This is a genomic window from Candidatus Omnitrophota bacterium, assembly GCA_040755155.1.
Classification (GTDB): Bacteria; Hinthialibacterota; Hinthialibacteria; order Hinthialibacterales; family Hinthialibacteraceae; genus JBFMBP01.
This window is the reverse complement of the sequence record JBFMBP010000159.1, coordinates 17,891-33,334: the sequence shown is the minus strand read 5'-3', so window position 1 is coordinate 33,334 and position 15,444 is coordinate 17,891. Positions and strand designations below refer to the sequence as shown.

Here is a 15,444-nt window from a genome sequence, read left to right as displayed (position 1 = left end):
TCGCTTTTTTCATTATAAATTGCCTTGCTTAAAGTAGTTTGTCAGAATCAGGATGGTCAGGATTAAAGGATAACCAGGATAAAAGCATTTTGAATATGCTTCATCCAGATTCATAAAAATTGAAAAAAAGATTATATCCAAGAAAACGGCGCTAGGCGAGCGGAATGGAATTAGTTGATTGAATCGGGACGGTTAGAATAGCGCAAGAGGGGATAAAATTGAAACATGGATAACACGAAAAAATCAAAGGCAGGCTTCGCCATGCCTTTGCCACCCGGCCAAAACGCTACCCGTCTTGCATTTTTTTCATCATTCATCATTCATCATTCATCATTCATCATTCATCATTGCTTTTTTTCATTGTGGTGATGCTGCTTTTAGGATCAAGGACGACGTAATCCTCGCCAGATACGGTATACGGCGGCTTTAAAATCACCTTCGATTCGCCCATGGCGCGTACGGCGATGCCGCCTTCGCCGCGGATCATGCCGCTGAACGTGATGATCGATCCGTTATGCGCTTCGATGCAGATGCCGTCCTGTTGCGCGACGATATGGCAATTCTCCACCAGCAGTTCCCCATTGGAACAATGGATGCCTCCCTCGACGCGCACGTTGGAAATGGCGCAATCCTTGGCGTCTTTGATTTTGATGGCGGGATGCCTGCCCTCGGCGACGATGCGCGTCTCTTGTACTCCCGAACCCAAAAAGCGTGTGGGAGATGTGATAACCATCTCTTTTTCCACTGAAAAATCGCCTTGGCCCAAAACGACGTTCAACGTCTGCCGTGGATTCTCTTTGCGGGTTTGTTCTACCAAATCCAACAACGATCCGCTCTTTTCCAACCAGACAGTAGCGGATTTGGCCTCCCTCATCATGCGTAGTTTTAAGCGGATGAGCCAATAACCACCGACAACGATGACGACAAGCATCAGGAACAGCAATACGATAATCAGAAATCCGTAATCGATCAGCCATTGATCCAAAGCGCTCAGTTCGGTATTCATATATGACTCCCCACTTATCCGGTTACGACCGCAGTTCTTTAAAGCGCGAAACCAATTCCCGCACCACTCCAACGACTTGGACGGATGTTTCCGTCTTCGAAACGTGAATAGGACGGGCAAGTGGTCCGCCTTGGAGAAAGATTTGTTCTCCCATATCGAAATATTTACGCAGACAACGCCGGTCTCCCAACTGCACCACGGCCAAATCTTCGTTTTCCACGGGAGCATTCAGTTCATAAATCGCTTTGCAACCCGGCCAAACTCCCAGCGAGACATAGGCGTCCGTCTGCACGAAACAGGCTTCGTATCGCTTGTTTCCATCGAACCAATCGCGGGGAAGCCCGATCAGGCCAAGGTCATGGCGCTCTTCGAATTCGTCCGACCCGGGGGGAATTTCTCCAATGATAGGAATATTGAGAATGGCGCCATCTTCCCGGCTTGACCCGGATACCATTTCGACGTTAGCCTCGCCGGGCAAACCCAGCATTTCGTCGATGTTTTGCCAAGCATCATGGGGAGCAATGACATTGGGAAGTTTCTGTTCCTCCGCTTGTTGCCGCGATTCTTCAATGACTGCGCGAAAACCGCTAAAAAATTTCCCGATATCGTTGGATAAGTTGGCGATCTCTTTGCGCCGTCCCGAAGGCTGGCGGCAAAGCAGCCGCTCGTCCGGCGTGAGGAGGAGTATATCGTACATCATCCCTAAAAAAGCCAGCCAATGATGGGGCTGATCGCCCATTTCCGTTAAAGCCCAAGACCGCAGATCGTCATGGTTTTTTAAAACATCGGCGGCGCCGCTTCCCCGGTACGGCCCAACTTTTCCGGAAACGTCGATCGAAAAAACCACTGTATGGGGGATCGTATCCACTAAATCGTCGATTTCTTGTTGGGTGCGGTAAGATACGATTTTTTGAGGAACGCATACCTTGTTCCCCGCCAAGACATAACCGATTTTGCGCGTAGCTTTGGTTAAACTTTGAACTTCGCGCTCCCTTTCAGCGAACTCCTGAAAACGGCGCTTCTCTTCGAAAGAGAGTTGCAAAATGCCGAGCATCTTGTCGACCAGGACATTGGGAGGCGGGGGCTTGAATCCGCTTTCCATTTGCGCAATATAAGGAGAAGAAAGCCCCAAACGATCCGCTAAATCCTGTTGCGTCAACTTTCGGCGCTGACGAAAATCGCGTAGCAATTCACCGAAGGTTTTCAAGGATAGTTCTCTCCTTAACGCTGGTATATCGAAATCGGCTCAACATCTAACTTGCCGTGGATAAGGCAATACGCACAACTCCACTAACTAACGTTAGTAATAATTTCCCATATTGTAAACTATAAAATGAAAAAAACAATGAGATTTTAAAAACTCTTACCCGAATAGCCGCTGAAATATTGTTAACCGCTGGTTTTTAGGGGGATTGCCTTCCGCTTCATGCCGATCCTCTGGTTGACATCACCCGGCGAAATAGTCGGCGATGTATTTTACTGCCGTATAAAGCAGCACGCCGCAGAGCATCCACTTAATCGCGCGGGCTGGTACGAATTTTTGACATCGCGCCCCCAAATACATGCCCCCCATTCCACCGAGTCCGAATAAAACGCCTAAAATCCAATCCGGCGCCACCGACATGTTTGGATATAGCGGCGCTATGGCTTGGTAGAAAGCAACGCCGGCTATCGAAGTGATAAAAGTTCCCATAAGCGCGGCCCCAGCCACGGTATAGACCGGCAGCGCAAAGAAAGTTACAAAAAAAGGCGCCATAATCGCCCCGCCTCCAATTCCGTAAATGCCTCCTACAATGCCGACAACGAAACTCAAAGCGAAAATTCCCCAAAATGGAACATCGAACGGTTCGCCGTAAAAAGAGTATCCCAGCCTTCTTAGGTTAAAATGGTTTATTTGGATAGCAGGCAAGAATTCCCGTTCGCCGTTGAGAGCATCGGCTTGCTTGCGATAGCTGGCCATAAGTTCCTGGAATCGTTTCTCGCTGACGGCCTTATCCATACCTTCGGCTTTTTTCTTTAATAAATCCTTAACCATTCTCAGACCGATATATAGCAACACCCCGGCGGCGAATACTTTGAAGTTCTTAGGATTGGGGAGATACGTTACGCGGACAAATGCGCCGATAAAAACGCCGGGCAAGGAACCGGCGATTACCATCCAGGTCAGAGGCCATACCATGCGGCCTTCTTTATAATAACGGTATACCCCGCTGGGAATGGCTACGATATTGAATAATTGATTCGTAGCGCTGACCGATGGATTCGCGTAACCGAGAAACGACACCTGAAAAGGCAAGAGAAGAAAAGCGCCCGAAACGCCGCCCATTGAAGTAAAAAAAGAGATGACGAAGGCGACGAGAGGGGGCGTCCAAAGCGGAGCTTCGATTCCAGCGGTAGGAAAATACATAGCGCGTTTCCTTTGGCAATAGCAGCGCAATGCGCTTCTTATTGCCTACGAATCCCAAAACTGGTTAAAACACCCGCGTTTTTTACGCTAATTCTCTACTGACGGAACGGCAAAAAAAACAATTTTTGTGGTGCGGGCTTCTAGCCTGCATAAGATATACAGCAGGCAAGATGCCTGCACCCAATAGGTAGTTACCCAATTGCATCATCAATACTTTTTGCCGGATCGTCTCTACTTACAGTTCCACTTAATAAATCAAGTTACGCATTTCCATACCCTTGCCCTTTGGGATAGGAAATGATCACAACATATCAGCAGATGCAGTCAAAGTCCATACGCCTTCAAAACGGCGGCGACAGCCTGCGCCCATCCCCGGTTGGCGGAGGGATTGGCTGGGCTGGGATGAGGGATTTTACCAATGGCGGGAGCGGCGGCGCCTAGGGCTTCCTGCGCCCGTTTTTCGGCGAAGGCGCCGACTCCGATAATTAGACGCGGTTGAAAAAACTCGACGGTCCGGCGCAAAGCCTCATCGCAAACCGCATATAAAGGCTCGCGTTCGGAGGCGGGGAGTTTGTCCGGGGTTCGGTTGCGTCCGCTTTCTTCCAGGAAACATAAGGGGCAATAGTTATAGACGAAAAAACGCGTAAAAAAGCACTCCGGCGTCTCGAAGGCGTCTTTCGCCCAACTCCATAACCGCGCGCCGCTGACCTCGCGGCGAGGACAATCGAAACCCAGGATGGGACGCTTTGGATGTTCGACGGCGGGATGCTCCACCGATTCCCGAATGCCCAGCCAATCGCGAACCATTACGACGTCGCCGAAGGGAATGCCTGTTTGCGTCATGCCCCACGGGCCGGGATTCATGCCAACGAGAAGAATTTCCCGCCGTCCTTGGCCATATTTTTCCAAATATCGCCGATAGGATCGTTCTGCATATTCCAAAGGGCAGTAAACGTGAGTTACGGGCGGCGCGAAAGCCAAGAGTATCACATCGTTAATGAGCTTCTGCGTTATTTGATGAGGATTCACAATTCGCTGCGTCCTTTTTTGGAGCGCGGGCGTCTCACCCGCATAATTAATCGCTTTGGCGGGCGGGACGCCCGCGCTCCCAGGTCATATTATTTTCGATCGTTCGGCAAATAAAAATATTGTTGGAGAAGTTTCAGACGCTGTTCGCCTATGCCGGGGATGGCGTCTACATCTTTCCACGATTTGAATCCTTTCGCCGTTTGGCGGGCATTTACGATCGATTGGGCTAACGATTCTCCAATGCCGGAAACCGCCGCCAGATCGGCTATCGACGCCTGGTTCAATGAGAGAGGGCGTCTTGGCTCCCGGCTGGAAACGGGAGTTTGCAGCGCCGGGGCGGGAGCGAAAATTGGACGCCCATAAACCGGCGGGAGAACAAAAGAGGGCGTAATAATTGGCGTTGGCGCCGCCGAACCGGCCCGAAGGACATGCCGCCGCATCGCTTCCAATTTCGCATCGCCGACGCCCTCAACGGCCAGGATTTGATCGATGCTGGAAAAACGGCCGATTTCGTTGCGTTGGGCGACTATTTGCCCGGCCAGTTTTTCGCCAATGCCGGAAACGGCCATAAATTGTTTCAAATCCGCTGAATTCAAAAAGTGGAAAAGGCGGGCATCATCTCCAGCGATCGCAAGCGGCGCCGGCGTTGGCGCAGCGGCAGATTTGGGTATGATCGCGGCGTTCTCGAACGGTATACGCTGCGAATGAGTAACGACGATTTCCGCCGTCTTGCCCGCGCCAAGATAAAATTGGAAAACCGCGCCTGAAAGAACCAGAACGCCAAGCGCAGCGGCGAGAATCAGTTCGTTGCGCTGCATAGATTTCTATCCTTATTAAATCTCTAGTCGAGAAAAGCGGGCAACGATTCGCTTTGAGTCCACCCTGCAAAACTAGTTGCAGTGCGGGCGGGACGCCCGCGCTCCCTGGTACACAACATGAGATAATAATTCATTTTGATATAGGAATATACTCTTTGCGGCAAAGTTGAAAAAGAAACAGGGGCGAAGCGAGCTGCCGCTCGTCTCGCCCCTGAAAAAAGTCACTGGCGGGATTATTCGGGATTATTGCCGAATAGATATCCGGGATAAGCCATATCCGGCTTCAGTATGTAAATCTCCACCCGGTCGATATAAACCGTCGCATGATCGTCTCCCAATCCAGCGACCTGAATCATGGGCGTAATAAAGCTGCTGGTTCCAGGTTCATAAATCATCGTCAGCCTTTTTTCCAAGCCCGTGAAGCCCGCCGAACTTTGCGGATTGACGTAAGCGATGGAGCCGTCTACATCTTGCCCCGAAACGAGGGCGCCTTTAAGGCCGATGAGCCAAACCGCCGCGTTCGGCATATCCGCCGTAACGTTCATGCGCATAAGAACCGGATATCCGCCCGTTTCGACCGGCGCCAAAGCAAAGAGCATCGCCACATCCTTCGGGCGCACAGTAACGGCAAGACCCTTGCCATCGGCGGAAGATGGAATAAGGCCGTCGGCGAAGGCGAGGGGAAGAATGAACCCGGCGGACGTGCCCGGAATAAATCCGCCCGGCTGCTCCATCCAGCCGTCTTCTTGCAAGGTCTTCATGTCGAACTCATAAATCATGTCAGGTTTAATCGACTCAACCGGTCCCGGAGTCGGCTCAATAACGATCGGGCAAGTCGGCTGCGGAGTAAAGGTGGGATAAGGCGTATAGGTTGGATAGGGCGTTTGAACGGGATAAGGCGTTTGTCCCGGCTTCATCGTCGCTGTAGGCGTGGGGGTACGTTCTCCCGGGGGAAGGGTCGGCGTTGGCGTCGGCACGATCACTTGGCCGCCAGGAGTTAGGATAATCGTATAGCCTGCGCTTTCGTTGCCGTATTTATCGTAGACGGTCAAGCGGCAGGTATATTGAACATCGTTCAAGAATCCAAAGGAGCGGTAATCCAAAACATTCTTAAGATCGAGGGCGGGATTGTCGTTAATATAGAGTTTATACCCGCCGCCGTCGGCCACGTCGGGACTGGCGCTTGGCGACCAGAAGAAATGGATGTATTCATTGCTGGCGACGCCATAGAATTTTTCCACGTCAAGAGGCGCCGTCTTGTTGGCGTCCAGCATCGTGATATCCAACGTCAAGGCTTTCCCAGCTTCAATGAAGACATCACGGGTTTCAGGATAATATTTGGCGCCGGAACTAAAGGTTGCCGTATGATAGCCTGGGGGCAGATCGGCAAAGGAATAATTGCCGAGGATGTCGGTTTTCGTTTCGCGATTGAGGATTTTTACGGAAACCTCTCCCAGCGGGAATTTATTCGCCGTTGACACTATGCCGGAGAGCGAACCGGCGGGCGCGCCGTTCACATCGCCAAGCCGCAAGTTATAAGGCCCAAATCCATCCGCGCGCCAGCACGCAATATAATAAGTTCCAACATCAAGCGTTAAATTGCGCGTAAACAAATCCGATGTCCAATACCGGTAATCGCTCGAATAATTCGCAACCTGGTTAGGGGACCACAATCCCACATGGAAATACGCCCAATTAACGGTTTGGAAGGAAAGTTTATAATCGCCTTTGACGGTAACATCGACCTTATACCAATCGACCGTATCGCGGTAATAGCGATCGGTGTAACCCAATGCGCCTTGAACCTGTTGGTCTACGTACATAAGTTGCGCCTGACTCTGCAGGATATTGGCTTCCTCGTCAGCGAATTCTTGTTTCGTGTAGGTTGTATAGAACTGATAGGTTCCATAGCCGTCCGCCCTATCCACAGCGATATAGTATTTTCCCGCCCGTAATTGATCGCTGCCGATGCTCCTTCGTTCCGTCGTCCAGTAGGAATACGTCTCCGAGACTTTAGTTTCGAAGTCGGCGTAATACATGCGCCAATAGAAATATCCTGTAGCGTCCGTTTGGAACGTCGCCCAAAAGGAACCGTCTTCCGGCAATTCGACGACGTAATAATCCGAAGAATCCAGGAAGAAGTTGCGGTCGAATCCTAAATGCCCCACATAACCTGCTCCCAAATCGATATACTGGGGCTGCGTCCAATCGTTGCCGTTGGTTTCGGCGTCGAGGTTGCGGTTGGGCGTAAATTGGATATCCAAATCGTAAGAACCGTAGCCGTCGGCGCGGCTGATTTCGACGAGATATTTACCCGCCAGAATATTGGGTTTGCCGATGGCGTGAGGATCTGCGTTCCAATAGCCGTAAGTCTCGCCTATCTTTCCATAAGCGTTGCCCTCGGCGCTATAAACGCGCAGATAGAAATAGAGCGTAGGTTCTCCTTTGGCGGTAACGGTAAGCGAGCCATCCTCGGGAATGTATATTTCGTAAAGATCGAGATTATCCTGCCAACCATTGCCGTAAAAGCCGATATGTCCTACGTAGGATTGGTTATATTCCTTAGTCCCCAGAGACGTGTAGGAATCGTTCGGTTCCTCGTCGAGTTTGGTTACGGGCGTAAAGATAGTGGACACGGTTCCCAAACTGGAGCCGTCCGCCCGGCTGACGTTGACGAGATAAGTTCCCATTCGGATATTGGGAATCTGAATGCTTCTTTCGTCTGCTGTCCAATAGGAATAAGTCTCCGCCATTTTCGACGCGGCGTTTTCCGAATACAACCGCAAGTAGACGTAAGCCGAGGCGGCGAATTGTTGCTTTACGATCAAGTTTCCATCTTCGGGAACATACACCGTAAACCATTGACTCGTAGTTTGAGCCGAAATAATAACATCGTTGACTTCACCATTAATCGGCAAGTCCACCGTGGGTTCCGTAAAGGGCGCAGGCTCTTCCTGGGATACGAAATTGCATGTCATCGTATACGCGCCATACCCATTATTGCGATACATTCTTACGTAATAAGTTCCCGCGGGACGATTCTCCAGAGTAAGACTACCATCCCGCGCGCTGAGATAACGCAAGTATTCGTCCCATACTTGAAATCCCGCCTGGAGATTGTTCCCTTCTTCCATCGTAAAACCGAAAGAAAGTTTTCCATAAGCGCTGGTGACGACTCTAAAATAATCGTTGTCGTCGCGGTATTGATTGCCGTAATAACCCAACCGGCCTTGCATAGAGCCATCCATCGTCCCCGGCGCATCAGCGTTTTCCTCTAGAGCGATTTCGGCGGTCTCATAGACGGTTTCGTTCGGCTCGTTGCCGGACGGATAGGGGCTTTCCGTATAGAGGCTGGTTAAGTTATAGGAACCGTAGCCTTCCGAACGATTGACGAGTACGCGATAGGTTCCCGCCAACAGGTTGGGATAAACGATCTTTTCCGATTCGCCTTTTCCCTTCTGATCTACCCAACCGATATTGTTGAAGATGGCGCTGTCATAAAGCCCCAGCGCTAAGTTGCACGTCCCGTCCGGGTAGAGCGTCAATTCCAATTGCCCGTCGTTGGGCAACGTAATATCGTAAAAATCCTTATTGTCCGTATATTTCGAACCGTAATAGCCGATATGCCCTTTCGTTTCGCCATTTACCGGCATAACAGCTTGAGCGGGAATATCGTTCAATTCGACGTCGATTTCTTCCACGGGAGCGAAATTGACGGAAATGCTATAGGTTCCCTTCATTACGCCGCTGGCGTTGTCGGGAATTTTGACGACGGCGTAATAGACTCCCGCCCGCAGATTGGGATAAACGACGCCCTCGACGCCGCCTTTGTCCTTGCTATTGCTGCGGCCGATATCCAGAACTCCGTCGCTGTCTTTTAAGATAAACTCGACGTTCAATTCCGCCGTAGGGACAACTCCCACTTGCAAAAAGCCGTCACTCTCCAGCGTGAACGTGTAGCAGTCGATAGCGTCAGAAGGCGAATCGGAAGCGAGATCGCCGTCAACCGTTGAGTTCAACTCGATATAATTGGCGTTGGCGATATCGTCGTTCGGTTCGCTTTCGGCGTAAACAACGGTTCCCATAGAAATGAAAATAACGGCGGCGTACAAGAAAATTGTGGACGGATATTTTCCCGACATGATTCGCTCCTTTTTTATAAAATGGTTTTTTTTAATAAAAAAAAGATAGAAAAAGGAAAAGCCTCAATTAGGAATGTCCGAATGAAGCCCAAAAAGAATGCCTTTTCCTACAAGGGAAAGATGCGCGAGACTGCGTTTCGAGTTGAATGGACGACGATTCACGATGACTCCCATATTCCAGAAGCGATTTTCCTTGGGGAAATCCATCTATCGCATCCGCGTAGTTGCGCACATCCCTGACGAAGCGATGACAATACTCAAAGAAAAACGCTCATCCCAACCGATTCGACCGAAATCACGATTAAACCGAAACAATTCAAGTGATATGATAATTTAAGATCGTTTAATGTCAAGCAATTTTCAAAAATTAATTACAATTTACCTATCAATATTCTTTATAATGTATCTTCTTTTTACATTGTAAAGATCTTATAGTATTTTTTTTGAATTGCTTCCGATGTTTTCAACCTAGCCTTGGCATCAGAAATGTTCTTATATGAATTATTTCCTTAAAGGAGTTACTACTTTATTATGTATCTATCCTGTAGAAAAGCCAAATTGAGAATCGCCTTTTTATTTCTTTCGACGCTTTTCCTCCTTGTTTCCACTCTGGCGATTTCGAGCGAGCCTCCAATCCTGCGGCCCCAGATAGGAGCCAGCGATGTCGTCTTTATGTACTCTCCCGGCGATCCCACGCTATACGACGCATACAAGGGAACTGTTTCGGGATGGGGTGGCCGCGCTTCTTCGCGGGAAGCCGCTGCCCTCGAGGCATTCAAACGCCGCGTGGAGGAAGCCCATAAACAGAGCGCCGCCTTTTGCGGCAGCGTCGATTTTCTTGTCGATTTCGGGGGATTCATCGACTTTAAACCCGATTCGTTCATGGACGCCGTCAGCCGGGGATTGGACGGCGAGTTGCTGCAAGTTCCCTGGCTTTGGGATCACAAGCACAAAGACCATCCCGCTTATTGGTTCTGCACCAACAATCCCGACTATCAAAGTTACCTTCGCGATCAGGCGGAACGCGCCTGCCTGGCGCCGATCGACGGCCTGCATATCGACGATTACAGCGGCAGTTCCGCGTGCAGCGATTATAACGGCGGCTGTTTTTGCCCCTATTGTATGAAGGGATTCCGCGAATGGCTGCGTAAAAACCTTACGGCGGCGCAATTGAAGGAAAAGGGAGTCGATAAAATCAAGGAATTCGATTACGGCGCATTTTTGAAATCCAAAGGGATCGATTCGGAGAAATACCGCAAAGAACACTGGAAATGCCCGCTTATTAACGAATTTCAGCGATTTCAGAACGGACAAATGAAGCAGAGAATCACGGAAATTTTCCAACATGCTGAGAAATTGCGCGGCATGCCATTGCTGCGCAGCATCAATTCCAGCGCCGATTCGCCGCGAACATTGATTCCCGCGCCGATTATCGATTATTTCTGTGGCGAGGTGGGGCATTCCGCCGCTTCCATGAAGGCGCCGCTAGGGCCGATCTTCGTCTTCAAAACCGTCGAAGCCTTAAACCAGCGGCAAACAGCCACTGCATCGGGCCAGGATTGGGCTTGGATCAAGGCGAACGAGAAGCCGGGATTGGTTCGCCTCTGGATCGCGCAGACTTATGCCTTCGGCAGCGTCTTTATGACGCCTCATCATCAGTGGTGCTATACCAAAGAATTGGGAACCCATTGGTGGAACGGCAAGACGGAAGATTTCGCCTGGCTTTATCGTTTTGTCCGCGAAAACAAGAACCTTTTCGATGGCATGGAAACGCTAGCCGATGCGGCATTGATCTATTCCAAACAAAATTATGCGCCCATCCGCGACGCCGCCGAACGTATGTCGGCTGAGAATATTCCTTACGCCATCGTTCTCTCTGGCAACGAGGAATTGCCGATCCCTTTATCCAGCGAGCGGCTGCGAACCTTTTCTTATTTTATAAAGGGGAATCAACCGTTGAACGATGCCCAAGCGGACGCGGTAAAAAGAAGCCAGTCGCAAGTCGTAGCATGGAAAGGCGCGGAGGAATTGCCCGATGCGCTCAGAAATCAGGTCAAAGTAGAAGGTTCGGACAAGATCAGGATTTCCCTACGCGCCGACCGCAAGAACGCCCGCATCGTCTGCCATGTCTTGAATCAGGATTACGATCCAGAGAAAGACAGCGTGATTCCAGCGGATGTCAAAATAATCCTCGATAAAAAATTATTGGCGAAAATCGGCAACAAGAAAATCGAATCCGCCAAACTCTACGCTCCCATGCGCCCGACGGAATCGATTCCCGTCGTCAGCAATGGAAATATTGTATCTTTCGCTATCAAGCAAGCGGGACTATGGACGATTCTGGAATTTTAAATTTGTATATAATACCGATCTGCATAAATAATGTCGCTTTACAAATTCCTCTCCCAAGATGGGGAGAGGTTAGGTGAGGGTTGATTTGGTTAGACTTAAAACCCCTCACCCTAACCCTCTCCCAGAGGGCGAGAGAATTTTAAGTCACATCCTTAATAAGACTTTGGTATTAGAGGAATCCAAAACCAACCGAAAAATCCGTGATATGAATATTTCGTGGGATTCGAGCCTTTTCGTGTTTTCGTGATTCGAAAACGCAGCAACATACTCCTACTGCATTTCCAGAGATTTCAGATATTGCTCCTCCATACTTTTCCATTTTTTCAGGAGACGATGGCCGCCGACTTTGACAACATCGTTCCACCATCCGCGATACCAGGATCCCCAGCCGATTACGAGATAGGAAAAGGGCATCATGACGGTGCGAAAGGGAAGCCGGATGCGCGCCCACCAATGATAAAAGCCGAGCATGATTTTTGTGGGACCATATTGAAGTTGCCGCAAGGTCATATTCGTTGGCCGAAAACAGGCGAAATTGCCATCATAGCGCTCCCAACCTACGGTTTCCAATGGAAAGAGCTGGCCGCTTTCCTCTAACCGGCGGCGCAGTTCCGTCCCGATCAACGGCGCGGGACGCAGTATTTGGATAGTGTCGATTCGGCATTTACGGATGAAGCGCTTGAACTGCCTGATTCTTTCGTTATAGGGAATCGAGGCGGCTTGCTTGAGGGGATAGCCGAAGATAAACATGCCGTGAACGAAGAAATTCTTACTCCAGATGCGGGCGTTCTCGATCATAGATTCGACGGAAAGACCTTTGCGCATGACGAGCAGTTCTTCCTTAATCGGCGATTCGAAGCCGATGCAGACGTGGCGCACGCCCGCCATTTTCATGGCTTCGATGAGTTCAGCGTCGCGAGCCGCTTCCAAACGAACTTGCACCGTAAAGCGCAAACGGCTGCCGTATTTTTCCCGGATCATCTGGAAAAATTGGATATAGCCTTCGCGATCTTCCTCAATCCGGTCATCAGTAACAAAGAAACTTTTGGCGCGCCGGGTATCCACCAACCAATTGATGGTTTGAAAGAGTTGTTCCGCCTGCGCCCAGCGAGGCTTCTCCTTGACGCAGCAGAATTCGCATTTCATAGCGCAGCCGCGAATGCGGCCAATGGGGTAGATATTGATCTTCGCGAAGCGCAATAGGCCGAAATCGGGAGCAGGCCAACCGTTCAAATCGACTAGCCCGGCTTCCACTGCGCCTTTGACTTCCATTCCCGCATCCCATTTTTTCAAAATATCCAAAATCGCTTCTTCACCATCGCCGTCGATGACGACATCGATGTTCCGAGCAAGGGATTCTTGAGGATCAAAACAGACATGACACCCCCCGGCGATGGTGAGAATGCCCTGCGACTTGTAAAATTCCGCCAAGCGCCAGACGCGCGGCATGGTGCTGGAGAGGCCGCAATAGAAGCCAACGGCGTCGGCGGGCGCTTCTTTTTGTAGAGCCGCATGATCCACGGAACCATCCAGCAGGCAGGGACCTTTGCGGTAATTATTCTCGTCGATGATTTCCGCCGTCCAATTGGGCAAGCATTTATCGACGATAGTGGCGACGATCACGGCGCCCAGCGAGGTGATTCTTCGCGTAAAACGGCTGAAAATGCCCGCATTGGGAAATGAGGGCACGATCATACGAAAACGCTTAAATTTTTTGACGGAATCGGACATAAGATAATTCTCCATTCGTCGTCCAATCGCTCATAGCCGTTGAAGATAAACGATAAGAATTCGGTGACGGGCGGGAACAAAACGCCAATATTAATAATATTATCCTCCATTTTGAAGAAAAGAAGAATAGGCGGCGAAAAATCGCAAAGCCGCTGGTCTGGCTCTTTTTCGATCCCAGCCAATTGGAAAAATGAAAAAATGCGCCGTCAAACTACCATCGGCTCGATGACGTATAGTTGGCAATTGGCTTTCAATTCTTTAATAAGAAAAATAGTAACGTTTTAGCCCTTTGAAGGAAGAGAGGGCGGAAGAGGAGGCAACTGACCAGTGCGGAGGGCGGTTTGGAGGGCTTCTACTACGGTCGCCACGGGATGATAGCCACGCCGTTTGAGAGTGCGAAAAATCGTCATCAGGATGGACTGCGTTTTCGCGCCCTTTTCGCTTTGGTTCCCTTGCATCACTTTGCGCATAATCACCGCCGGACGAATTTCCCGCTCCGCCTGATTGTTCGTGGGCGCCGCCTCGGGATGGGTCAAGAAGGTCAGCAGTTCATCCCAGTATTTTTCCAACCGCTTGGCGAGGCGGATCACATCCTTATCCTGGGAGGGCGTGCGCATCAGATCGATCAATCGCCCGTGCAGCCGTTCGATGCGCGATTCATAGAGCGAGGGATCGTAACCGTCCCGATGATACAACCGCAGCGCATCGCCGAACAAGCGCTTCGCCTTCTTGGAGAAACGCCGCCAGTTCTCGGAGCGATTGGTTCCGTCCACCTTCTTCAGTTCGCGCAACAGATGCGCCAGGCAATACTGATGCCTCGATTGGACGTGAGCGTAACACGCCCAGAAATCGCTCACCAGCACGCCGTGGAAGGTTTTTTTGAAGAACTCGAACAAGGCCGGATCGCCCCGGCTGGGGTGGATCATGTAAAAGCTGGCATCCGCGTTGCTGAAAGACCATATCCACTGGGTAACTCCGTTCACGCGCCAGCCCGATTCGTCCCCGTAGACCACGGCGCTTTTCAGCATTTCCTCGACCAGTTTTTCATACCACGGTTCGAGCCATTTGGCGAGGCGATTCCACATGCCGAACAATCCCCCCAGCGAAATCTTTGTGCTCAAGTGGCTGTCGAGGATGTCCGCAATTTGTTGGGACGGCAGGCCCAATCCGTAATGCCAATGGGCGGAAAGCGCCAGCACCCGGTTGCCCAACGTCGCATTGGGAAGCGCCTCTTCGACTTTCGGCTCCACCAGTTTTTGGCAATGCGGGCAATAACTACGGGGGATTTCATGCTCCGTCACCACCGCTTCCACGGACTCCGGAATATCTTCAATCACCCGCGTTCGCTTGGCTTTCTCGCTGGTGCAGGGAGTGACGGGGCCTCCACAATCCGGACATTTTTCCAGCGGCGCGTGTTGGACGCGATGCGTGATTTCATGAGGCTTCTTGCGGCAGGCTCCTGGATGTCCAGGCTTTCGCCCCCGCTTTTTCTTTCTCCCTTTTTTAGCGGGTTTTTCATAAGGCGGAACCATCCCGGAAGGCGCGGCGATTTTCTGGGCTTCCTTGACCGCTTGGTCTTTCAAAAGACGATGCGTCTCCTCTAAAATGAGAAAAACCGCCGCTTCGGGGTCTTCCTGAACGAGGGCGCGAATCGCCTCTTCGGATAATTCCCGGCGGCCCTCCAGGATTTCCTGGAGGATTCTCTGGGCGGTTTCTTGGTTTCGGTTCATACCCTATAAAAACTTCGAAACCGCCTCCGAAGTAACGCTCGGTGTAATTTATTTCTAAACTTTTTTTGTGGAGGCTAAAAGGTTACATTTTCTCAAGAAAAAATTACACAAAATCTACTTTCCTTTAATTTTAATTCAATATCTATTTTTAACGATAATTTTTTCTTAGCTTTAGATATTGACAATATGGCCAAGCCAACAAAAACTTACGATTTAAGTGAGCTACCAC

General features: G+C 50.3%; 9 protein-coding genes. 1 reads left to right on the top strand and 8 read right to left on the bottom strand.

Annotated features, from left to right (window positions below; translation table 11 throughout):
* Positions 1-337: 337 nt before the first annotated feature.
* The 6 genes from AB1656_25455 to AB1656_25430 form a co-directional block, all read right to left on the bottom strand.
* Positions 338-1,006, bottom strand: a complete 669-nt coding sequence (locus AB1656_25455) for a hypothetical protein (protein MEW6238747.1) — start codon at positions 1,004-1,006, stop codon at positions 338-340.
* A gap of 22 nt (positions 1,007-1,028) precedes the next feature.
* Positions 1,029-2,213: a helix-turn-helix domain-containing protein gene (locus AB1656_25450; GenBank protein ID MEW6238746.1), complete on the bottom strand. Its 1,185-nt coding sequence runs from the start codon at positions 2,211-2,213 to the stop codon at positions 1,029-1,031.
* A gap of 240 nt (positions 2,214-2,453) precedes the next feature.
* Positions 2,454-3,413: a sulfite exporter TauE/SafE family protein gene (locus AB1656_25445; protein ID MEW6238745.1), complete on the bottom strand. Its 960-nt coding sequence runs from the start codon at positions 3,411-3,413 to the stop codon at positions 2,454-2,456.
* Between the two features lie 324 nt (positions 3,414-3,737).
* Positions 3,738-4,442 (bottom strand): uracil-DNA glycosylase family protein, encoded by a 705-nt coding sequence (locus tag AB1656_25440; GenBank protein MEW6238744.1) that lies wholly within the window; start codon positions 4,440-4,442, stop codon positions 3,738-3,740.
* 89 nt (positions 4,443-4,531) lie between these two features.
* Entirely contained in the window at positions 4,532-5,260 is a 729-nt protein-coding gene (locus AB1656_25435) for a helix-hairpin-helix domain-containing protein (GenBank protein MEW6238743.1), read from the bottom strand.
* A 233-nt stretch (positions 5,261-5,493) separates the two neighbouring features.
* Complete coding sequence (locus AB1656_25430; GenBank protein MEW6238742.1) at positions 5,494-9,402, bottom strand: carboxypeptidase-like regulatory domain-containing protein; 3,909 nt, start codon at positions 9,400-9,402, stop codon at positions 5,494-5,496.
* Positions 9,403-9,933: 531 nt separating this feature from the next.
* Between AB1656_25430 and AB1656_25425 the strand changes: the two genes are divergently transcribed.
* Positions 9,934-11,754: a hypothetical protein gene (locus AB1656_25425; GenBank protein ID MEW6238741.1), complete on the top strand. Its 1,821-nt coding sequence runs from the start codon at positions 9,934-9,936 to the stop codon at positions 11,752-11,754.
* A gap of 270 nt (positions 11,755-12,024) precedes the next feature.
* Here AB1656_25425 and AB1656_25420 read toward each other — a convergent pair whose 3' ends face one another.
* Both AB1656_25420 and AB1656_25415 read right to left on the bottom strand, forming a co-directional pair.
* Entirely contained in the window at positions 12,025-13,485 is a 1,461-nt protein-coding gene (locus tag AB1656_25420) for a radical SAM protein (protein ID MEW6238740.1), read from the bottom strand.
* Positions 13,486-13,766: 281 nt separating this feature from the next.
* The gene (locus AB1656_25415) at positions 13,767-15,215 is read right to left on the bottom strand and encodes an IS66 family transposase (GenBank protein ID MEW6238739.1); all 1,449 of its coding nucleotides are present in this window, start codon (positions 15,213-15,215) and stop codon (positions 13,767-13,769) included.
* Positions 15,216-15,444: the final 229 nt, after the last annotated feature.